The sequence below is a fragment of the Pseudoalteromonas sp. APAL1 genome (assembly GCF_021532475.1).
Lineage (GTDB): Bacteria > Pseudomonadota > Gammaproteobacteria > Enterobacterales > Alteromonadaceae > Pseudoalteromonas > Pseudoalteromonas lipolytica_C.
Genome location: NZ_JAKGAW010000008.1, coordinates 90,143 through 111,531 on the forward strand (window position 1 = coordinate 90,143; position 21,389 = coordinate 111,531).

Below are 21,389 nucleotides of genomic sequence, written 5' to 3' on the forward strand. Positions count from 1 at the left end.
TCATAAAAGGATTGATTATGACAACCCGTCTAACGCAGTGCCTCGTGGGTTTTGCCACGCTATCACTGAGCCAAGTAAGTTATGCAGCGCAAGACGAAACAATTTGGGTCACCATTGATGCCCTTGCTGCACAACATTTTCAACAAGATACAGTGAGTAAACGTAAACAAAGCAGTAATTTTGCGATGCAAAAATCGGCTTTGAATCAAGTTAATTTTATGCGCGTTAACAAGCAGGATATTGCTGGTTTAAGTGAGTTTATGCACGATAACTATCATCGCTGCGGTGGTTTTGTCGCCCATGAATCATTAGCAGATGCCGAGCTTTATACTCAGCAATTAAATGCGGTTTCGCAAGGTACAATGAATGCGAGCCTTGTTAATTACAGTATTGATAATGCCGCGACAGTTAATGCGCTACTATCATCGATTGATAGTAGTGAACTGAGTGATACGGTTAATAGCATGATGAACTTTCATAACCGATATTATGCAGTGCAAAGTGGTGTTGATACAGCAGATTGGTTAAAGGGCCATTGGCAACAAATAGCCAGTAGCCGCAGTGATATAACTGTTGAGTATTTTAACCATAGCTTTTCTCAATCATCAGTTATTGTGACCATTCCTGGTGCAGAAAAAGCAGATGAAATCGTCATTATTGGTGGTCATTTAGACTCAATCAATCAGTCTAATCCAAGTAATGGTCGAGCTCCTGGTGCAGATGATAATGCCTCGGGTATTGCAGTGCTCACACAAACCCTAAAAGCAATAGTGGAAAATAACTACCAACCTCAGCGGACCATACAAATTATGGGTTTTGCCGCTGAAGAAGTAGGCCTTAGAGGCTCAAAAGATATTGCTCAAAGTTATAAAACACTGGGTAAGAATGTTGTAGGCATGGTGCAGTTTGATATGACTGGTAATAACGGCAGCAGCACAGATATTGTGATGATGACGGATTACACAAACTCATCGCAAAATCAGTATTTATCGCAGTTGCTTGATGCTTATCAGCCCACAGTGAGCTATGGCTTTGATCAATGTGGTTATGGCTGCTCAGATCATGCCTCTTGGTATCAACAAGGGTTTGCCGCCTCAATGCCATTTGAATCAACAATGAGTGACATTAACCCTTTGATCCACACATCAAATGATGCCCAATTTGATGCGGCTCACGCGAGTAAGTTTGCAAAACTAGCTGTGAGCTATGTTGCTGAAATGGCAAAGAACGCTGGTGATGTGGTAACTGAGCCGACTAATCAGCTTGAAAATGGCGTAGCTAAAACGGGTTTGGCGGGCGCAGCAAAAGAGCAGCTATTCTTTACGCTTGAAGTACCTGCAATGAGCAGTAACCTTGAGTTTGTAACTGAGGGGGGCTCTGGTGATGCCGATTTATACGTTAAATTTGGCAGTAAGCCGACCTTACAGGACTTTGATTGTAAAAGCACAACCTCTACAAGTAATGAAAGCTGTGTGATGTCGTCAGTTCAAACTGGCACGTATCATGTAATGGTTGAAGCGTGGAATGAGATTTCGAATGTGTCACTCACGGGAAGTTATAGCACCTCAGGTGGCGGCGACAACGTTGATCGAACTGAGACAAACGTGAGTGTCGCTACCGGTAGTTGGCAGCGCTTTACTCAACAAATACCGGCAGGCCTTAGTAATTTAACGGTGACGATTACTGGCGGTAGTGGCGATTCAGATTTGTATGTTAACTATGGCTCAGCGTCAACAAGTTCAAATTATCTATGTCGGCCTTACAAAAATGGTAACGAAGAAAGTTGTCAATTTGATAACCCACAAAGTGGAACTTGGTACATAGATTTACAGGGTTACCGAGCTGCATCAGGCGTGACATTAACGATTCAAGGACAATGATTTAAATGCAATCATACTTTTAACCATGAGGAAGCCTTGCTTCCTCATTTAGTCTTGCCCTTGGCAAGTCAGTTACGTAAAATCTGCCCATCACTTTTAATCTATTGGCGAAGTTTATCAAACAACTTTTCAGTGCCACTGGCCCCCTTGCACTTTCTCTTGATGGATATACTCCTCGGCAGCCACAAATTGATATGGCTGTTGCAGTTGACGATGCCTTAAAAAAACGTCACCAATTAGTGGTTGAGGCGGGCACAGGCACGGGTAAAACCTATGCTTACTTAGCGCCTGCGTTAAAATCAAAAGGCAAAACCATCATCTCTACGGGTTCAAAAGCACTACAAGAGCAGTTGTTTCACCGTGATTTACCCAATTTAGTCAAAGCACTGAGCGCCACTAAAAAAGTCGCCCTTTTAAAAGGCCGCGCAAATTATTTGTGTACGTATCGTTTAAGTCAGCATGTTGCGCATGTGCCAACTGATGATCCTGATGTAATGCATCAACTCGCGATGGTAGCAAAGTTTGCAAGTGAAACCCGTTCCGGCGATTTGGCAGATTGTATTGGCATAGAAGAAGATGCCAAGGTACTGCCTTATGTTAGCTCAACCGCTGATAACTGTTTGGGTAAAGAGTGCCCCGATTTTCAAGATTGCTATATTCGTAAAGCCCGCTTAAATGCCATGGAAGCCGATGTGGTGGTGATCAACCATCATTTATTCTTTGCCGATATGGCTGTAAAAGACACGGGTTTTGCTGAATTAATGCCTACGGCAGATGCCTATATTTTTGATGAGGCGCATCAGCTTAGTGAAATTGCCAGTGACTATTTTGGTGAAAGTGTTAGCACTAAAAAGCTGGTGGATTTAATTAATGACTTACGAGCAATATACCGTGCAGATATCCCAGATATGCTGCAATTAGGTAAAACCCTCAACAAGTTAGAAACCAGCGTGGCAGATTTACGCTTACAGTTCGGGGTTGATGGTAGCCGTGGTGACTGGCGTGAAAAACTGGCCGATAAAGAGATTTGTGCTGCACTGCACCGGGTCATTAGCGACCTCGACTTTTTATACCAAGTTTTAAAGTTATGCTTAGACCGTAGCGAAAAAATAGAGCATCCGTTTGAGCGTACACTGGCCTTTAAAGGTCAGTTAGAGCGGGTATTTGATACCGCACAAACGGGCTATAGTTATTGGTACGAAACCACTCGCCGATACCTAACGGTAAACATTACACCACTTAATGTATCGGCTAAATTCGCACAAATGATGAAAGACACTGGGGCAGGTTTTGTGTTTACATCGGCGACTTTATCGGTCGATAACGACTTAGCGCACTTTAACGCTAGCCTTGGCTTAAAACCAACGCAAAGCATGATTGTTGAAAGTCCGTTTGATTATCAACAACAAGCACTACTTTGTTTGCCGCGCTACTTACCTGAGTCTCATGCGAATAATATGCCCCACGCAATTATCAAGCTGACCCTTGAGTTGATTAAATCAGCAAAAGGTCGCTGCTTTGTGCTGTTTACTAGCTATCGTATGATGCATTTAGTGGCGGAAGGGTTAACTACACAAATGGATTATCCGGTTTATATGCAAGGGCAAATGTCTAAACGCATTATCCTTGAGAAGTTTACCCGTCACGGTAATGCCGTTTTACTCGGCACAGCCTCATTTTGGGAAGGCGTAGATGTTAGAGGCAGCACATTAAGTTGTGTTATCATTGATAAATTGCCGTTTGCCGCACCTGATGACCCATTATTGCAAGCAAAAATGCAAGATTGCCAGTTACAAGGCAAAGACCCATTTGCGCATATTCAATTACCCCAAGCGGTGATTGCATTAAAGCAAGGGGTAGGGCGACTTATTCGCGATAGTAAAGATAAAGGTGTATTGGTTATTTGCGATAACCGCCTAGTAACACGCCATTACGGCCAAGTATTTTTAAAAAGTTTGCCACCCATGCGCCGCACGCGCGACTTAGCAATGGCAAACGCGTTTTTAGAACAGATCAATTAGAGTAACTTAGATGATTAAACACAATATTCTTGCCTTAGATGCATCAACTGAAGCTTTATCGCTGGTGCTACATTATCAAGGGCAAACATTTCATCATTTTGAAGAGTGCCCTCAGCAGCACAGCCAAAAGATTTTGCCTTTAATTGATGAGTTGCTCGCAAAGGCGCAATGTAAATTAACCGACTTAGATGTCATTGGTTTTGGTCAAGGGCCGGGTAGCTTCACGGGCGTGCGCATCAGTGTTGCAATTGCTCAAGGTTTAGCTTATGCCGCACGTTTACCTTTGGTTGGCGTATCAACATTGCAGATGATGGCGCAACAAGCATTTGAACAACACCAAGCAAGTGATGTGTTTTCTGCGATTGATGCGCGTATGGGTGAGATTTATTTCGCTCACTACAAAGCAGATGATAATGGCTTAATGCTACTTGTTGATGAAGAGCAAGTTATTAAACCTGAGTTGCTAACGCTACCCGAAACAGCAGCAACTGCGGTGGGTACTGGCTGGCAGACCTATCCTTCGCTTGTTTCAGAACTTGCAAATGTAAGTTTAAATGAAACTATTCTACTGCCTGATGCGAAGTATATGCTGGCCTCGGTTGCAACGGCTTTTGCTAACGGTGAAACAGTGACAGCAGCCAATGCACAGCCTAAATATGTTCGTGATACAGTGACTTGGAAAAAGCTACCAGGCCGAGAGTAACTGAGATATTAACTGAGAAAATAACGGGACTTGCGTGCTTGTCAGTTATGGCACATAATTTAGTCATGTTTGATGTGGAATTACGAGTTTGACTTTACCAATTGGCTCAGGCTTTTATACCGGTGACATTCCCGGTCAATATAGCCGTAAAAATACCGTTACTGATAAGCCTAAGGCGATATCAGTCCAAACGGCTGAGCAAAAATCGTCAACCGAATATGTTAAATCGAGCCCTCAAGCTGTTGCTATTGCCGATGAATTTAAAGCTGAGTCGCAAAACTATCAGCAAACAATTTATGACAAACCAAGCAACCCAAAAATCAGCCGGGCAATTTCAACCTACACGGAATTTGCTAACTTAGAGCGCCGCGCCGAAGTGCAAAGCCTCATTGGCGTTGATGTATATGCTTAGCTAATTGCTAAAACTGAATTCACAAAAAAAAGCCTAAACTAATTGTTTAGGCTTTTTTTATGTTTGGACAGTATTCAATATAAATTACTGTTTAATAAAATCAATCAGCTTGTCGGCAATCGCAGTATTGTTTTGCGAACCGTAGAAATCTTCAGCACGTTTACCATAGGCAAATACTTGCACATCGATAGCCGTGTGACCGCCAGTAGTCCAACCGGTGAAGCTGGCATGATTGATGATATCTTTTACTGCAAGTAGCAGTGCTTTCTCGCCCATTTTTTTAGCTTCGCTAAGCTTAATGCTGTTTGCATCAGTGAATTCGATATCAGAATACTTTTGCCATACTGCTTTTAAGTCATCGCTTTCAAGTAGATCTTTTGTGATAGTGCCAGCTGTTGCTTTAACACCTTTAATCACCTCAGTTTCCCACTTATATTGACCATGAGCACCAAGCGTTAAACCACCTGTTGAGTGATCGGCGGTGATAACCAGTAGAGTATCTGGGTTTTTATCTACATACGCTTTTGCTTGCTCAATTGACTTAGCAAAGTCGTCCATTTCACCCATCGCACAAGCAATATCGTTTGCATGACCACACCAATCAATTTGGCTACCTTCGATCATCACAAAGAAACCTTTGTCGTTTTGACCATCAAGTAAATCAAGTGCTTTAGTTGTCATTTGCGTAAGGCGCGTTGGATTTTCGTCAAGCGCAAACGGTAAACCTACTTCAGCGAATAAACCAAGTGCAGGAACTTGTTTTAAGTCACTCATTGCTGCGAAGTCATCGCTGTATTGATAACCTGCAGCTTTAAACTCCTCAACTAGATTACGGTCTTCACGAACATAATATTTAGTGCCGCCACCTAACATTAAATCAACCGGTAATTTACCTGCGATTTTGTTATCGATATAGTCGTTAGCAATCTCGTCGTAGTTGCGGCGTGATTCGTTGTGCGAAGCAAAGCTTGCTGGTGTGGCATGATTGATTTGCGAAGTAGCTACGAGTGCTGTTGTCATACCGCGTTCTTTTGCAACTTCAAGCATGGTTTTTACTGGTTTTTTATCAGTATCAACGGCAATTGCGCCATTATAACTTTTATGGCCACTGCTCAGTGCTGTTGCACCTGCTGCGCTGTCTGTTACATAGGTATGATCATCAGGGTAGGTATGTGCCATACCACGTAAAATAGTATCGAAAACAGTTGGGTCAACAACTTTAGTATTTGGATCATCTTTAAAGTAACGATATGCAGTTGTGTACGCCGGGCCCATACCATCACCAATCATATAAATGATATTTTTTGGTGCTGATTCAGCCATTACTGAGCCTGCTGAGCATAATAATGCTAAAAGACTTAATTTTAATTTCATTGATGTAACCTTATTATTGTGCCCTTATTTATACTGCGAGGATTATTGTATACTAGCCAGACGATAAATAAACGCCTTTAAGTTGAAACGCTTAATAAATAGGAGCAATTGTGCAACCTTTTTCTTTTCAAACTGGCAGTCAGGCAATGCATGGCCTAACCTTTGGTCATGGCGAAGAAGTTGTGATTGCCTTACATGGTTGGCTTGATAACGCACATAGTTACATACCTATGTTACAAAATGTGCAGCTTAATCAGCGTTGGTATTGTCTCGATTTTCCTGGCCATGGTTTATCTGATTGGCGAAGTAGTGATGCCCACTATTACTTTATTGACTATATTGATGACGTATATAAGTTTATTGAGTCACTTGATGTAACGAAAGTGCACTTAGTTGGCCACTCAATGGGGGCCATGGTTGCCGGGGTTTTTGCCAGCTGTTTTCCTGAAAAGGTAGCAACGGTAAATTTTATTGAAGGAATAGGCTGCGTTACAACAAACAGTAATGAAGTGAGCAGCCAACTTCGTAAAGCAATTTTAAATAGAGCGCGGGTAAACACTAAAGGGCCACGTGCATTTGACTCAATAGCGCACATTATTAGTGCAAGGCTTGCAAGTGGGGATCTTGAATACCCACAAGCTGAGCTATTAATGACACGCAATAGTTACGAAAAAGCAGGGAAGTGGTATTTAACAACCGATCCAAAGCTTAAAAATCACTCAGGATTTCGCTTTGATGAGGCACAATGTATTGCAACCATCAAACAAATAAACGCACCATGTCAGCTTATCTTAGGGGATAAGGGGTATCCTTTTGTGAAAGATAACCTAGAGGCATATGGTAAATATTACAAGGAGTTAAAAATTCATGAGATACCTGGAGGTCACCATTGCCATATGCAAAGTCCTGCATTAACCTTAGAGCACATTCATGCATTTATTGGGCAGTATAAAGCAAGTTAATTGTATAATTGCACCAAATGTGGGATTATCTGCACCATTAGAGTATTTACTCCATTGAGAAACGGCCTTAGTTAGATTAAGGTTATTAAAAAAATATAATTATAAACAGGAGCTAAGAGTGGAAAAAATCTGGCTTAAACGCTACCCAGAAGGTATGCCTGAAACAATCGACCCTGAGCATTATCACTCGCTACTCGACTTGTTTGAAAAAAGTTTTGCTGACTATAGTGACCTTCCAGCCTTTACCAACATGGGTAAAGTGTTGACCTATAGTGAGTTAGACAGTGCTACAAAACGTGTTGCGTCGTACATTCAAAATGATCTTGGTCTGAAAAAAGGCGATAAAGTAGCGGTTATGATGCCGAACCTACTGCAAACGCCTGTGACTATTCTAGGTGTTCTTCGTGCAGGTTGTGTAGTGGTAAACGTAAACCCACTTTACACGGTGCGTGAATTAGAGCATCAACTAAATGACTCTGAATCATCAGCAATTTTCATTCTTGCTAATTTTGCAGATACTCTAGAAAAGGCTTTACCAAAAACCAACGTTAAGCACATCGTGGTTACCCAAGTAGGTGACATGGTGGGTGGCCTTAAAAAGCACATCGTTAACTTTGTGGTTAAGCACATTAAAAAAATGGTGCCTAGCTACTCATTGCCAAATGCAATTAAATTTGCAGATGCACTTGCTGGTAACGAAGCAACCTACAAAAAGCCTGATGTTGATTTAAACGACCTAGCATTTTTACAATACACTGGTGGTACTACGGGTGTATCTAAAGGTGCAATGCTATCGCATGGCAACATGGTTGGTAACCTTGAGCAAGTATCGGGCTGTTTAGATAACGTGCTTGAGCGTGGCAAAGAAGTCGTTATCACGGCACTGCCGCTTTATCATATCTTTGCTTTAACAGCTAACTGCCTAACATTTATGAAATATGGTGGTTTAAATGTACTTATTACAAACCCACGCGATATGCCGGGTTTTGTAAAAGAGTTAGCACAACACAAATTTACTGCGGTAACGGGTGTAAATACCTTATTTAATGGTTTACTAAATACCCCGGGTTTTGCTGAACTTGATTTCTCAAGCTTAAAAATGTCACTTGGCGGTGGTATGGCGGTACAGCGTCCAGTTGCTGAAAAATGGCAAGCTGTAACTAAAACCAAATTAATGGAAGGTTATGGTTTAACTGAGTGCGCACCACTTGTAACTGTAAGCCCATACGACCTTGATGGTTATAACGGCTCAATTGGTTTACCAGCTCCAAGTACTGACATTAAACTAATGCTTGAAAACGGCGAAGAAGCAGCGAAAGGTGAGCCAGGCGAGCTTTGGGTTAAAGGCCCACAAGTTATGCAAGGTTACTATAACCGTCCAGATGCAACAGCTGAATGCTTAAAAGACGGTTGGTTTGCAACCGGTGATATTGCAACTTACGATGATGAAGGCTTCTTCTACATTGTTGATCGTAAGAAAGACATGATTATCGTATCTGGCTTTAATGTATTCCCTAATGAGATTGAAGAAGTTGTCGCAATGCACGATGGTGTGCTTGAAGTAGCTGCTATTGGTGTCCCGCATGAAGTAAGTGGCGAGCAAGTTAAAGTTTTTGTCGTGAAAAAAGATCAATCTTTAACTGAAAAAGATATAATAAAGCATTGTCGTGATAATTTAACGAACTATAAGGTGCCTAAACTCGTTGAGTTTAGAGATGAATTACCAAAAACCAACGTTGGTAAGATTCTTAGAAGAGCCTTAAAGGACGAAGAGAAATAATAAAAGCCGGCATTAGCCGGCTTTTTTATGTGAAACAAAGGGGTGTAAGTGCAATACCAACTGATCGAAACGCAAAATCAGTTAAATGATTTTGTAGAAAAAATAATAGGAAAACCAGTATTAGCAATTGATACTGAGTTTATGCGCCGCCGCACCCTGTACCCTGAAGTTGCACTTATTCAAGTATATGATGGTGAGCATTTAGCGTTAATCGACCCACTGGCAGAGTTATCGCTCTATGATTTTTGGCAAGTACTTAAAAACCCAGAGGTGTTAAAAGTACTGCATTCACCGTCAGAAGATATTGAAGTGTTTCAAAAGTACGCTGGCTTTGTACCAACACCGCTATTTGATACCCAATTTGCATTGCAAATTTTAGGTCATGGTAACTGCATGGGCTTTGCGCATATGGTCAAAGAGTTACTAGATATCGAAATTGATAAAAGTGAATCGCGCACTAATTGGTTGCAGCGCCCGCTTACAGAAAAACAGCTAGATTATGCCGCTGCCGATACCTTTCATTTACTCCCATGCTTTGAAATTATTAAAAAACAAATTGATGAAGCAGGCTTTTTTGACATTGTGATCAGTGAAAGTGAGTTAGTCGCGCAAAAACGTGCTTATCAAACACCTGCAGAGCAGCTTTACAAAGACATTAAAAATGCTTGGCAGTTACGACCGCATGATTTAGCGGTATTACGTGAACTTGCTAAGTGGCGCCGTGAAAAGGCAGAGCGCAAAAATCTCGCTCTTAACTTTGTGTTAAAAGAACATAACTTGGTTGAAATAGCTAAACGTAAACCAGTAAGTCTTAATGCACTTCGCCGCGTTCCGGGTGTTGAGCCAATGGAAGTAAACCGTTCAGGTGTTGAAATTTTAAAATGCATCGAACTGGGTAAAGCGGTTGCGCCAGAAGAGCAACCAGCACAACTAAAACGACTTATTGATTTTCCGGCATACAAAAAAGCCGCTAAAGATATAAAACAAAAAATTACCAAAGCTGCTAAAGCAAATGGAATCCCAGAAGATGTGCTTGCATCTAAAAAGCAAATCAATCAATTGATTAGTTGGAATTGGAAGCTAGATGCACAAGAGCGTAAAGACAGTTCAAAACCCGACTTATTAAACTCGTGGCGTTATGAGCTTGTAAAAGACACCCTTAAAGAGTGGGATAACTAAAAATTTGGCTCTAAGCAATTGCTCAGAGCTTAGAGCCATAAAATTTGTCGCGTTTATTACTTACTTGCAGCCATTGTAATAGGTTGTAATCGTACCGTTTTAATCTGTGCATTTGTTTTGATGTTAAACAATAAAAGGGAGCGAATATAATAAACCTAGGACCTATTATAAATATGCAGCTTAAACCAAACTTTGAGTAATGCTGAATCAATTTTATTTCTTGCGCTGCAATGTAGTGGTGCCCCCAAATTGAATGATAATAAATACCGTGTCGGCAAACAGTAAGAGCATGTTTGCAGTTAATTGCTAGAAAGAACAAAACCAGCGCGATAAAAAAGCACAGCGCAGCGATTAGCTCATAAATAATATGCTGTGGAGAAAAAAGCTTTAACAACATCAATGTGAAAAACAATAATAAGGCTAAAAAAGAATAAACCTTTTTTTCTGACCTTTTCTTAAGATTTAGAACTTTCATACTCATCCTTTGAGATTTTTATAGCTTAATGCTACCTCTCCAAGAATTTAAAGCAATCTGCCAAAAAAATGAAAATAGGGACAAGTGTTCAGCTTTTATTATTATTTTTTTATCTATGTTTTTTACTAGGAATGATGAATAATATATTTTTAATCAATATATTATGTGGTTGTGAGGGCTGTTTTATAGCCGCTTTGAAACAACTTGAAATTGACCAAAGGTCAGAGCAGGTTAATGCAAAAAAAGTGAATAATGTTATTTATAGATAACTTAATATCAGCTTATTATTAGTACCAATTAAACTTACTATACTGAAAAATAAAGGAAGCTTCGTTATTGCTTACAATAAAGTGAATAGTAAGTAATATGGCATGCAACTAATAGCTGCATGCCTATTTAACCGACACAGACGAATAAAAAACGGATTTTATAAGTATAAAAAATAAATAGTGTCAGTATTGATTTCTTAGGTTTTTAGTATGAAATTCACTTACTTTTAAACAAACAATTAATTCAGACTAGAGATCAAAATCAATTACTTATTTAATAAAATCTTATCCAGATTTTGTTTTGATTTCGCAACGCTTTGTAGCGGTGTTAGTCCGCTCGGGTATTCTTCTTGCTCCAGCACTAACCACTTGGTGTTGCCGTGCGACTCTAAAGTATCGATGATGGCAGGCCAATCAATGTTGTTTTCGCCGATAATCGGGCTCATGTTGCTTCCCTCAATCGTACGTACTTTAATGTGCGTAGCAAGTGTGCGGTTAGGGTACTGTTTAATGAAGTAAATTGGATCTTTAGCTGCGTAATTGACCCAGCCAATATCTAACTGCAATGGCATGGTCTTGGGTGTGTTACTGGCAATATAATCCCAAAATGTAGCGTTATTAAATGCATTAAACTCTTTATTATGATTGTGAAAACCGATCTTCATATTAAAGCGAGTTGCATAATCACTAACTTTAGTGAGCTCTTTAACCAGTGACTTAACCCCTTCAGGATGCCATGCTCGCTCATCCCAAGGTACATAGAGTGTGGTAACACCAAGGGTTTTGTAAAACAGTAGGGTGCTATCAATAGTGCTTTCGGTGAGAGCATCAAAGCCGATGTGGGCACTACTGGCAACTAAACCTAACTCAGAGAGCTTTGCTTTTAAGGCCGCTGGGTTATCAGAATAAGGGCCAAAATCTCCGGCAAACTCAACGCCGTCAAATCCCATTTCGGCAAGTGATTTAAGCGTACCATGAAAGTCACTTTTTAAGGTGTCTTTGACTGACCACAATTGCACACTAACTGGCAGTTTTGCGAATAATTGACCACTAAATACAAGGCTAATAATAAGCAATAAAATGCGGGTTTTAAACATACTCAAATCCTAAAAAAGCAGGGGAGTGACCCCCTGCATTAAATTGTGTTATTAAACAACACAAGGGGGAAAGTTAATCGGTATAGGCGTACTCGCTTAAACCAAGCTCAGCTAAAACCTGATCTAAATGGGCTTTTGCTTCATCTGAAGGCCCTGGGTAATCACCAGCAATAGGAACATTGCCTAGGTAGCCTATGTCTTTACAGCCTTCAGTCGTACAGAAAAATGCTGCCAGCACTAATTCTTTAAAGCGTAAAAAGGCTTTACCAATACGCTGAAATTGCGCAGGTGTTTGCTCGTTTAAAAATGCAATATCGTCTAAAATCGCACGATGTTGCTTTTCATTAAGTGCAACAAATTGCTTTTTAAAGCGAAGCTGCGCTTCATCGTTAAGCCACGCTAGAGAGTTTAAAATTTTAATTCTATCACGTTGTTGGCCTTCATAAGGCGCGCTCACCCACTCATTAATAACTGCCGGTACTTCTAGCTCACTGGCTGAAGGAATAGCGCCTTCGCGTGGCACAATGTAATCAGCTAATAATGCTACTAACGTAAGCTCGTCTGCGGTTAAGGTTAGTGGCCAAGGTGATTCTGGTGGCATCACCAAATTAGGGTCTTGACCATAGCCTTTAGCGGTCACAGGCTTAATATCTAAATCAGGCCAATGCTCTTTTGCAGAGACTGCACCATCATCTTCAAGTGCTTTTGTGCAACCTGCAGTTAAACCAACCGCCGAGCCTGCAGCTAATAAGCCAAGCCATTTTAAAGACTCACGGCGGCTCATGTTAGAAACATAGTTATATGAGTCGTGTTCGTTACGATGATGCATAATTAAAGTACCCCGTTATCAATTTGTTGAGCAAGCCAAGTTGAATTACGCATTGCCAGTGTCATGATGGTGAGCGTACAGTTTTTATGAGGGTTAGAAGCAAATACGCCCGCATCCATTACAAATAGGTTATTACAATCCCATGTTTGACCCCATTGATTGGTGACCGAGTCTTTCTTCGAGCTACCCATTCGTGTGGTGCCCACTTCGTGGATGATTTCGCCACCTTTTGAAATTGCCTTTTCAGCAGGCGGGAGTTCGCCAACGGTCGCACCCATGTTTTCTAGGATTTGTTTCGCGGTTTTTAAACCATGTTCGATTTGCTTTAACTCTCTGTCAGACCACTTAAAGTGGAACTTTGATACCGGAATACCCCATTTGTCTTTAACGTTTTCGTCAATTTCCATGTAGGTATCTTTGTTCGGTAGCATCTCGCCACGTAGGGCAAAGCCAACGTAAGAGCCATATGCATCACGAATTTGTTGTTTAAGGGCAGGGCCATAACCTTGTTTATCACCCGACACCCCCGAGCCCGGCTGACCAAAGCCACTGCCAATTTCAAAGTGATAACCACGTGGGAAATCTAATTCATTGTTAGCTTGTGCTTGATGACCCCACCAAGGAATAAATAAGTGGTTTGCGGTATGTCCATCTTCGTTATAACGTGGGCGACCTTTAAGTGCCGGAATTTGCGCACCTAACCACGCACCCGTCGAATCCATTAAGTTTCGACCTACTTGGCCACTTGAGTTAGCAAGGCCTTTCGGGTGCTTTTTATTCTTTGAGTTTAATAAAATACGTGCTGATTCACAGGCGCTGGCGGCTAAGATAACCACATCGGCATCAATAGCGTGTTCGGTTACTGTGTGTTTATCAACATAAGTGACGCCAGTGACTTTACCTTGCTCATCAACCTTAACTGATTTAACCATAGCATCGGTAATGACTTTTAAGTTTCCGGTGGCTTTTGCCATTGGCAGTAATGATGTCGTAGTTTGGAAAGCAGCACCAATTGAGCAACCAGAGCCACAAGGTGTTGCATAAAAACACGCCATGCGATCATCTTTCGGGCGAGTTAATACAGCGCGATGCATCGGCACTGCTTGAATGCCCATTTTCTTTGCAGAAGCGGCAATTAGAAGTTCAGGCACACGCGGTTTTGGTGGCGGCTGTAAAATACCTGGTGACGAATCTGGCATATCTTCATGGCCTCTATTAGTGCCACATACGCCAACAAGCTCTTCTGTTTTATCGTACCAAGGTGCTAAATCAGCGTATTCAAATGGCCAGTCGGCACCGTGACCATCACGGCTTTTACCTTTAAAATCGTGCTCACTAAAGCGTAATGAATAGCGGCCCCAGTGGTTTGTTCGACCACCTAACATACGTGCGCGCCACCAATAAAAGTCGCTACCTTTGGCGCTGGTGTATGGCTCATCAGGTACTTGCCAGCCGCCATCAACGGTTGCATCGTAAAAGCCAAAGTTTTTGTCTTTGTTACCTGCACCCATAAGCGGGGCTTCGCTGTTACGACGAAACATTGGGCTTTCTGTTTTCGGGTCATAATTACGGCCCGCTTCAAGTAATAACACTTTGTGACCAAGTTTAGTTAGCGTATAAGCGGCCATTGCACCACCAGCACCAGAGCCAACAACCAATACCTTGTGTTTAAATTCAGACATCTTATAGCTCCTTGATTTTTATATTTTTAAACCACACTTTGTCACCGTGGTCTTGAAGCCCAATATGACCTTGCTCAGCCGTTGCAAAGTTTTTCCAAGTTGCAAACTTACTGCCTTTAACAAGGGTATTCCATGTTGTACTACCAATCACAATGCTGGTGGTGCTAATACCGTTTTGCCAAACTTGCAAGTGGTTGTCTTGCATTTTTATACGCACGTGGTTCCAGCTATTTGCTGGCTTGTGCGCCGCAACTGGCGCAGCAAATAAATCGTAAATCGAACCAGCTAAGTGCGAGTCAATTTCGGTATCTGGATGCTCTTCGTTATCAATAATTTGAATTTCAGGCGCATGAGAGTAAATCATCTGTCCGGTTTCATCAGCCAATACGAAAATACCGCTATTGCCTTTGGTAGAGATTTTCCAATCAATCTGTAATTCAAAGTTTTGGTACTGCTTTTTAGTAAGCAGGTCGCCACCACCTTTGGTTAATGTCATAGCGCCGTCTTCAACGACCCATGCAGGATTTAAAGATTCGCTTTTAAAGTTACGCCACTGCGACATATCTTTGCCGTCAAACAATAACTGCCAGCCAGCTTGCTTTTCTTGTTGTGTAAGCTGATTATCAGCCGCATTAGCGAGTGCACAGCTACTAACGGTGAGCATTAAAGTCAGTGCTTTAAGAGATTTAAACATAGTGTTCCTCGACGATTTACTTGCTTAAGACGCACATTTTTCGGTGCGTTTGTTGTTATTAATTACTAGATGCAACCCAATGAATGCGACGATTAAAATAATTGGGAAGATCAGTAGGTTTTGTAATACAGCCTGTCCGGCTAAAATTTCAATTTGTTCAGCGCTTGCGCCACTTGCCTGTGCCGATGAGCGTGCGGTATCTATCCAGCTACCAATTACAGGGTTCCAAATGCTCATAGCAAACATGCCTGCACCGCCCATTAACGACATACCCAGCGCCCCTGACTTTGGAATATATTCAGCAACGCAGCCAAGCATGGTCGGCCAAAAATAGGTAACGCCAAGTGCAAACAGCATCGCTGCCAGATAAATCATGCTGCCCTCGGCCTGACTCATCATAAAAATCCCCAAGCTTGCACAAATGGCAGAGCCAAGTAACACACCGGTAGGATTAAGCCTATGTACAATTGGGCCAGCAAAGAAGCGACCAACAGCCATTAAGCCGGTGATCAAGGCTAACACCACCATAGGAGAGGCGCCTGAAGACCCTAAAATACGCTCAATCCATTGCTGTGTGCCAAACTCAGTGGTTGCGGTGAATGTCATGCAGGCAATTAAAAAGATGTATAACGGCGTGAATAAGTGGCGAATATTGCTGCTAGTTGAGTGAGTACGTGTATCAAAGCGTGGAAACTGCGCTTTGATCAGCATAGCGCCATAAATAACCGTAGGAACTAAAATTAAAGCCACTTGCCATTGCCAGTTTAAACCCGCTCCCGACATAAAATTCGACGCAAGTGCGCCTATCACAATGCCTCCAGGAAACCAAACATGAAAACGGTTTAGCATAGTGGTGGTATTTTTAGGGTACATTTCTGCAATCAGTGGATTGCAGCCCGCTTCAACCGCCCCGTTGGCAAAACCAATCAAAAAGGTAGAAACCAGTAGGCCCCAAAAACCATCAGCAGTGATAGTTAAAACAAGACCAAGTAAATGACAAATAAACGCTAAAGCCACTAATTTCTTAGCGCCAATGGCATTATAAATAATACCGCCGACCATAGTCGCAACGGGAAAACCTAAAAATGCCATGGCATTAACCCAACCTAGTTCGGTATCGGTTAAGCCAAACTCACTACCAAGTTGACCCAAAATACCAGCACGAATGGCAAAGGTCATAGAGGTCACAATCAGTGCTATACAGCAAAGCCGAAAGACTATGCGGTTATAATTATTGTTGTCCATATTGTGTGTCCTGTGTGTCCTGTGTGTTCAATTGTTGTCGGTTTTATAAACCTAAAATTCGATTATTACGCTCAGTGTTTGTTGCGCCACTGGCAAAATCGTCAAAGGCTTTGTCTGTTGGGTTTATCAAGTGTGCTTTAATAAACTCAGCGCCTTCTCTTGCCCCATCTTCTGGGTGCTTTAAGCAACACTCCCATTCAAGTACAGCCCAACCATCAAAACCATATTGAGTTAACTTGCTAAAGATTTGCTTAAAATCTACTTGGCCATCACCTAAAGAACGAAAACGCCCCGGTCGGTTTTGCCAGTTCTGAAATCCGCCATAAACACCTGAGCGGCCATTTGCGATAAATTCGGCATCTTTGACATGAAATGCCTTAATGCGCGAATGATAGATATCGATAAACGCTAAATAGTCGAGCTGTTGCAATACAAAATGGCTCGGATCATAAAGAATATTAACGCGTGGGTGATTATTGGTTGCTGCTAAAAAGCGCTCAAATGTCACACCATCATGTAGGTCTTCACCCGGATGCAATTCATAACACACGTCCACGCCATACTCGTCAAAGCAATCTAAAATGGGTAACCAGCGCTTAGCAAGTTCACTAAAGCCTTGTTCAACAAGTCCTTGTGGACGCTGTGGCCACGGGTAAAAGGTATGCCATAAAAAAGAACCCGAGAAAGTCGCATGGGTGGTTAAGCCAAGGTTGTTACTCGCTTTCGCAGCTAGCATTAGTTGTTCTGTTGCCCATTTGGTACGCGCAGCAGGGTTACCTTTTACATGTTCTGCGGCAAAGTTATCGAACATTTCATCGTAGGCAGGGTGTACAGCAATTAGCTGACCTTGCAAATGCGTTGATAACTCTGAAATTGTAAGTCCATACTCTGTGACAATACCAGTGACTTCATCGCAGTATTGCTGGCTTTGAGCTGCTTTTTCTAAATCGAAAATGTCTGGGTTTGAGGTTGGCACTTGAATCGCTTTGTAACCTAAACCACTTGCCCACTCACATAAACCTTTAAAGTTATTGAAGGGCGCTTGCTCTGAAATAAACTGCGCCAAAAATATTGCTGGCCCTTTGATTTTATTCATTCTTTATTATCCAATCTGTAATTTGTGCCATTTAGTGTCTTGTTTTGAAGAAGCTACAACGTGCTCAATAAACGCCATACCGCGCACGGCATCTTTAATGCCTGGTACATCAAATGCTGAATTTGTTGCGTTTTCGCCTTGCTGAAATGCATGAATTTGCGCTGCAAAATTGCGGTAAATATTGGCGAATGCTTCAAGGTAGCCCTCTGGGTGACCGGCAGGGGTGCGCAGGGCATTGTGTGTGTCAGAGTGTAATTCTCCCACGCCAGCTCTTAGTAACGTAGCGGCTTGATTGTGGCCTCTTAGCCATAAGCTATTAGGCTCAAGTTGTGACCATTCAAGGCTGGCTTTATCGCCATAAATACGCAGGCGTAAGTTGTTTTCATCGCCAATAGCAACTTGGCTTGCCAGTAAAACGCCCTTACAACCATTATTGAATCTAAGTAGCACGGTGCCATCATCATCAAGGCCTCGGCCTTCAACCACATGATTTAAATCGGCGCAAAGCTCGGTGATTTCGAGATCAGAAACATACTCGGCTAAGTTAGCAGCATGCACGCCAATATCGCCCATACAACAACTAATGCCAGACTTACTGCTGTCTAAACGCCAGCTCGCTTGTTTTGAACCTTCGTCTTCGCTGTGTGCTAACCAACCTTGGGTGTACTCAACAATCACTTTTCGTATGGTGCCAAGCTCACCAGCTTTAACGCGATGCTTGGCTTCTTTTACCATTGGGTAACCGGTATAAGTGTGGGTCAGTCCATATAAAACTTGCTGTTTTGCAATAATGCTTTGTAATTGCTCTGCTTCTGCAAGAGTAAGCGTTGCAGGTTTATCTGATAACACATGAAAGCCGTGCTCAAGCGCCATTTTCGCGACCGGAAAATGCAAATGGTTTGGCGTGACAATAGCTACAAAATCGATACGCTCATCAGCGGGTAATTTTGCTTCTTCGGTAAATAGTGTCTGGTAACTGTCGTAGCAGCGGCTGCTATCAAGCCCGAGTAGTTCGCCGGTTGCTTTACATTTGTTTGCGTCTGAACTGAATGCGCCTGCAACAAGCTCTATCATTCCGTCTAATCGCGCTGCAATTCGATGAATAGCGCCAATAAAGGCTCCATCGCCACCGCCTACCATTGCCATGCGGATCTTAGCTTTGCTCATCTTAAGCGCTCCTAATTTAAATAGCGTCGGCTACTGTTAATATCATGTTATTGATAATAGGAAAGCTTAAGCGATAAGCGCTAATAAAAATTCGGTTGACAATGCAACAAAATCGGCGTTTAAAATATATAGGATTGTTCTTTATAGAGACAAATTAAAGCGATGGATATTCAAGAAATAATTAAAAAAGCTGGCGTAAATCAGCTGATTGCTGCATTTGATTTACTGCCAGATATCCTCTTTTGGGTAAAAGATACAGATAGTAGAATCGTGCATTGTAATCAACATTTTATTGAGCATCAGGGTTATAAAACTCTGGAGCAAATATTGCTAAAAACTGACTTTGATTTTTCGCCAAAGCACCTTGCGTTTCAGTACGTCAATGATGATAAACGGGTGATGGAAGGCTACATAGTAACTGACCGTTTAGAGCTTAACCAAACCCAACAAGGTGAGCTTGGTTGGTTTTCTACATCAAAGCATGCTTTAAAAGATCACGATGGCAATGTGATTGGCACCTATGGGGTGACCCGACATTTACAAAAAACCTCAAAAGCGCTTTCTCATGTCAGGGCAATTGAAGAGCCGGTAAAATTTATTCGTGAGCATTTTCATCGTCAGATCAGTATTGATGAATTGGCAGAGCTTGCACACTTGTCGGTTAGCGCTTTAGAGCGTCGTTTTAAAAAGCACTTAGCAAAAACACCCAATCAATTTATTAACGAAGTGCGTCTCGAAAATGCCCGTAAGCTGCTTATCGAAACGCGACTGCCCATTTCACAAGTCGCTTATCAGTGCGGGTTTTCTGAACCGAGTTACTTCAGCAAACAATTTCGGCGTTTGTTTGGTGAAATACCTTCGCAAATGCGTGAACAATTAGACGATTAAATTGCCTCTCTCGCCATTAAAATAGCCCCTTGCTCAGCACTGGCAAGGGCAGGGGTTAAACGCGCTTTACTGGCATTAGGTAAGTAAGGGGTGATGGCACTGGCAATGCCGCCCATCAAGCTGACTTTTTTAATACCTTGTTTTTCAAAGTAAGTGATATAGCGCGCAATGAATGCACAAGCTTCACTGATTAATTGCTGACAAAAAGCGTCGTCTGAATGACTAAAAACAAGCGGCGCAAATTTGGCAAGTTCAGCAGGGCGAGCCGATATTAAACGTTGACTTAACGCTTGGCTCGAGTAGCAGTTAAGCTGGGTGAGCAGGGCATCTACAGCCGCTGAACATTTTTCAACACCATCAAGAACTTCAAATGCTTTTCGACAAAGCTGTAAACCTAACCAACCACCACTGGCACTATCGCTCAGTAATAACCCATAACCCCCTAATTCGCTAAATTGGTTTTGCAGCTGGTAACCCGCACAAAAGCCCGTACCAAGAATAATCACCGCACCATCATGGTGTTGATGAGCGCCTTTACAGGCAATTAGCATGTCTGTTGAGAGGGTAAACTTGGCAAAAGGGTGCTGCCACTTGGTCATAGCTTGGTAAGCTGAGTCGATATTAGCTCCGGCAAGTCCTGCATGCACATAAGTGTTTTTTAGCTCGCTTAGGGCAAGCCCAGCCACATGAAAAGCATGTTCAGTGGCGTGGAGTATTGATTCTTGGCTTTGTTGGCAGTTGGTGGCCACGTTTGCAGAGCCACTTATAGCTTCGCTGAGTAGAGTGCCGTTTTCGTTTTCTAAACGGACTTTACACTTACTGCCACCGCCATCAATTCCTAAAAAATACGTTGCTTTGCTTGCCATGCTTAATCCTTTGAAAGAAGCTTTTTGATAGCCTCAGCGTTAATTGCACCATTTTCGTTATGCACGCATGAGTGTACATGCACAGATGCATGTGCTGAATGATTTTCTATTAATTGCCAAAGAGCTTCCGCGTTTTCTAAAGTAACGCCACCACCCATAACAATTTCAATTTGATTAGCGCAGTGCGCTAAGTATGTGTTGAGCAGCTTGTAGCCATCTACGGCACTTTGGCCGCTTTGCCACGGCGTGCCTGCTGTTAAAACGCGATCAACGCCTAAGCTAATGAGTTTATCAAGTGCGCTTAACGAGTTTGTTAGGCTATCGAATGCACGGTGAAAGGTCACCATCAGGCCATGCTGTTTGGCTGTGGCAACTAAAGAGCGGGTCACCTCTAAATCAAGTTTGCCATGCTTTACTGCACCGAATACCACGCCATGCACCCCCGCATTAGCTGTCATTATTATTTGTTTTTCCATTAATTTGTGACTCTCGGCACTAACAATAAAATCACCAGCTTCAGGGCGGATCATCACCAATAACTCTGCGCCATTAGTTAGGCTTTTTACAGCACTGTCAATTGCAGGTTTACTCGGTGTTAGGCCACCTAAATGTAAATTACTGCATAGCTCAAAACGGCTTACACCTAAGTTGCCAGCCATTAAAACATTGTTTGTCAGCTGCTTTGTGTCTGTTTCATTTAAGCAGACTTCAAGAATTTTACCATTGCTCATTGTTATTTGTTTGCCATGTTTATTACACCAGCTTTAAAG

The 21,389-nt window shown here is 42.1% G+C and carries 18 protein-coding genes; 8 read left to right on the top strand and 10 right to left on the bottom strand.

Annotated elements, in window-relative coordinates; translation table 11 throughout:
• Nucleotides 1–17: 17 nt before the first annotated feature.
• The 4 genes from L1264_RS05930 (at nt 18) to L1264_RS05945 (ending at nt 5,016) form a co-directional block, all read left to right on the top strand.
• A complete protein-coding gene (locus L1264_RS05930; protein ID WP_235403784.1) occupies nt 18–1,880 on the top strand; it encodes a M28 family metallopeptidase in 1,863 nt (620 codons plus the stop codon).
• Nucleotides 1,881–1,984: 104 nt separating this feature from the next.
• Nucleotides 1,985–3,901 carry an ATP-dependent DNA helicase gene (locus tag L1264_RS05935; RefSeq protein WP_063707466.1) on the top strand — a complete coding sequence of 639 codons (1,917 nt, stop codon included), beginning with the start codon at nt 1,985–1,987 and terminating at the stop codon, nt 3,899–3,901.
• Between the two features lie 10 nt (nt 3,902–3,911).
• A complete protein-coding gene (tsaB, locus tag L1264_RS05940) occupies nt 3,912–4,604 on the top strand; it encodes a tRNA (adenosine(37)-N6)-threonylcarbamoyltransferase complex dimerization subunit type 1 TsaB (RefSeq protein WP_135926416.1) in 693 nt (230 codons plus the stop codon).
• A gap of 88 nt (nt 4,605–4,692) precedes the next feature.
• Nucleotides 4,693–5,016, top strand: a complete 324-nt coding sequence (locus L1264_RS05945; protein WP_235403785.1) for a hypothetical protein — start codon at nt 4,693–4,695, stop codon at nt 5,014–5,016.
• A gap of 84 nt (nt 5,017–5,100) precedes the next feature.
• Here the strand turns inward: L1264_RS05945 and L1264_RS05950 are convergent, their stop codons facing one another.
• Nucleotides 5,101–6,390 (bottom strand): alkaline phosphatase, encoded by a 1,290-nt coding sequence (locus L1264_RS05950; protein ID WP_135926418.1) that lies wholly within the window; start codon nt 6,388–6,390, stop codon nt 5,101–5,103.
• A gap of 110 nt (nt 6,391–6,500) precedes the next feature.
• Here L1264_RS05950 and L1264_RS05955 point away from each other — a divergent pair, with 110 nt between their 5' ends.
• The 3 genes from L1264_RS05955 to rnd all read left to right on the top strand — a co-directional run bounded on the left by L1264_RS05955 (nt 6,501) and on the right by rnd (nt 10,311).
• Nucleotides 6,501–7,352, top strand: a complete 852-nt coding sequence (locus L1264_RS05955) for an alpha/beta fold hydrolase (RefSeq protein ID WP_235403786.1) — start codon at nt 6,501–6,503, stop codon at nt 7,350–7,352.
• Between the two features lie 118 nt (nt 7,353–7,470).
• Nucleotides 7,471–9,132: a long-chain-fatty-acid--CoA ligase FadD gene (fadD, locus tag L1264_RS05960; protein ID WP_135926420.1), complete on the top strand. Its 1,662-nt coding sequence runs from the start codon at nt 7,471–7,473 to the stop codon at nt 9,130–9,132.
• 48 nt (nt 9,133–9,180) lie between these two features.
• Nucleotides 9,181–10,311 carry a ribonuclease D gene (gene rnd / locus L1264_RS05965; RefSeq protein WP_138557684.1) on the top strand — a complete coding sequence of 377 codons (1,131 nt, stop codon included), beginning with the start codon at nt 9,181–9,183 and terminating at the stop codon, nt 10,309–10,311.
• Between the two features lie 1,010 nt (nt 10,312–11,321).
• Here rnd and L1264_RS05970 read toward each other — a convergent pair.
• The 7 genes from L1264_RS05970 to L1264_RS06000 all read right to left on the bottom strand — a co-directional run bounded on the left by L1264_RS05970 (nt 11,322) and on the right by L1264_RS06000 (nt 18,865).
• The gene (locus L1264_RS05970; protein WP_199527738.1) at nt 11,322–12,152 is read right to left on the bottom strand and encodes a sugar phosphate isomerase/epimerase family protein; all 831 of its coding nucleotides are present in this window, start codon (nt 12,150–12,152) and stop codon (nt 11,322–11,324) included.
• A gap of 73 nt (nt 12,153–12,225) precedes the next feature.
• Nucleotides 12,226–12,981 carry a gluconate 2-dehydrogenase subunit 3 family protein gene (locus tag L1264_RS05975; RefSeq protein WP_235403787.1) on the bottom strand — a complete coding sequence of 252 codons (756 nt, stop codon included), beginning with the start codon at nt 12,979–12,981 and terminating at the stop codon, nt 12,226–12,228.
• A 2-nt stretch (nt 12,982–12,983) separates the two neighbouring features.
• Nucleotides 12,984–14,663 carry a GMC family oxidoreductase gene (locus L1264_RS05980; protein WP_235403788.1) on the bottom strand — a complete coding sequence of 560 codons (1,680 nt, stop codon included), beginning with the start codon at nt 14,661–14,663 and terminating at the stop codon, nt 12,984–12,986.
• Between the two features lies 1 nt (nt 14,664).
• Complete coding sequence (locus L1264_RS05985; RefSeq protein WP_054552038.1) at nt 14,665–15,357, bottom strand: 3-keto-disaccharide hydrolase; 693 nt, start codon at nt 15,355–15,357, stop codon at nt 14,665–14,667.
• Between the two features lie 24 nt (nt 15,358–15,381).
• Nucleotides 15,382–16,602, bottom strand: coding sequence for an MFS transporter (locus tag L1264_RS05990; protein WP_235403789.1), 1,221 nt, complete (start codon nt 16,600–16,602; stop codon nt 15,382–15,384).
• A gap of 43 nt (nt 16,603–16,645) precedes the next feature.
• The gene (locus L1264_RS05995; protein ID WP_235403791.1) at nt 16,646–17,698 is read right to left on the bottom strand and encodes a sugar phosphate isomerase/epimerase family protein; all 1,053 of its coding nucleotides are present in this window, start codon (nt 17,696–17,698) and stop codon (nt 16,646–16,648) included.
• 6 nt (nt 17,699–17,704) lie between these two features.
• Nucleotides 17,705–18,865: a Gfo/Idh/MocA family protein gene (locus tag L1264_RS06000; RefSeq protein ID WP_235403792.1), complete on the bottom strand. Its 1,161-nt coding sequence runs from the start codon at nt 18,863–18,865 to the stop codon at nt 17,705–17,707.
• Between the two features lie 162 nt (nt 18,866–19,027).
• Here L1264_RS06000 and L1264_RS06005 point away from each other — a divergent pair, with 162 nt between their 5' ends.
• Entirely contained in the window at nt 19,028–19,753 is a 726-nt protein-coding gene (locus L1264_RS06005; protein WP_135926429.1) for an AraC family transcriptional regulator, read from the top strand.
• On the opposite strand, the gene L1264_RS06010 is transcribed toward L1264_RS06005, so the two are convergent.
• Nucleotides 19,750–20,619 carry a BadF/BadG/BcrA/BcrD ATPase family protein gene (locus L1264_RS06010; RefSeq protein WP_235403793.1) on the bottom strand — a complete coding sequence of 290 codons (870 nt, stop codon included), beginning with the start codon at nt 20,617–20,619 and terminating at the stop codon, nt 19,750–19,752. The two genes, L1264_RS06005 and L1264_RS06010, sit on opposite strands and share 4 nt — an antisense overlap.
• Before the next feature lie 2 nt (nt 20,620–20,621).
• Complete coding sequence (locus L1264_RS06015) at nt 20,622–21,350, bottom strand: copper homeostasis protein CutC (RefSeq protein ID WP_235403794.1); 729 nt, start codon at nt 21,348–21,350, stop codon at nt 20,622–20,624.
• Between the last annotated feature and the right edge of the window lie 39 nt (nt 21,351–21,389).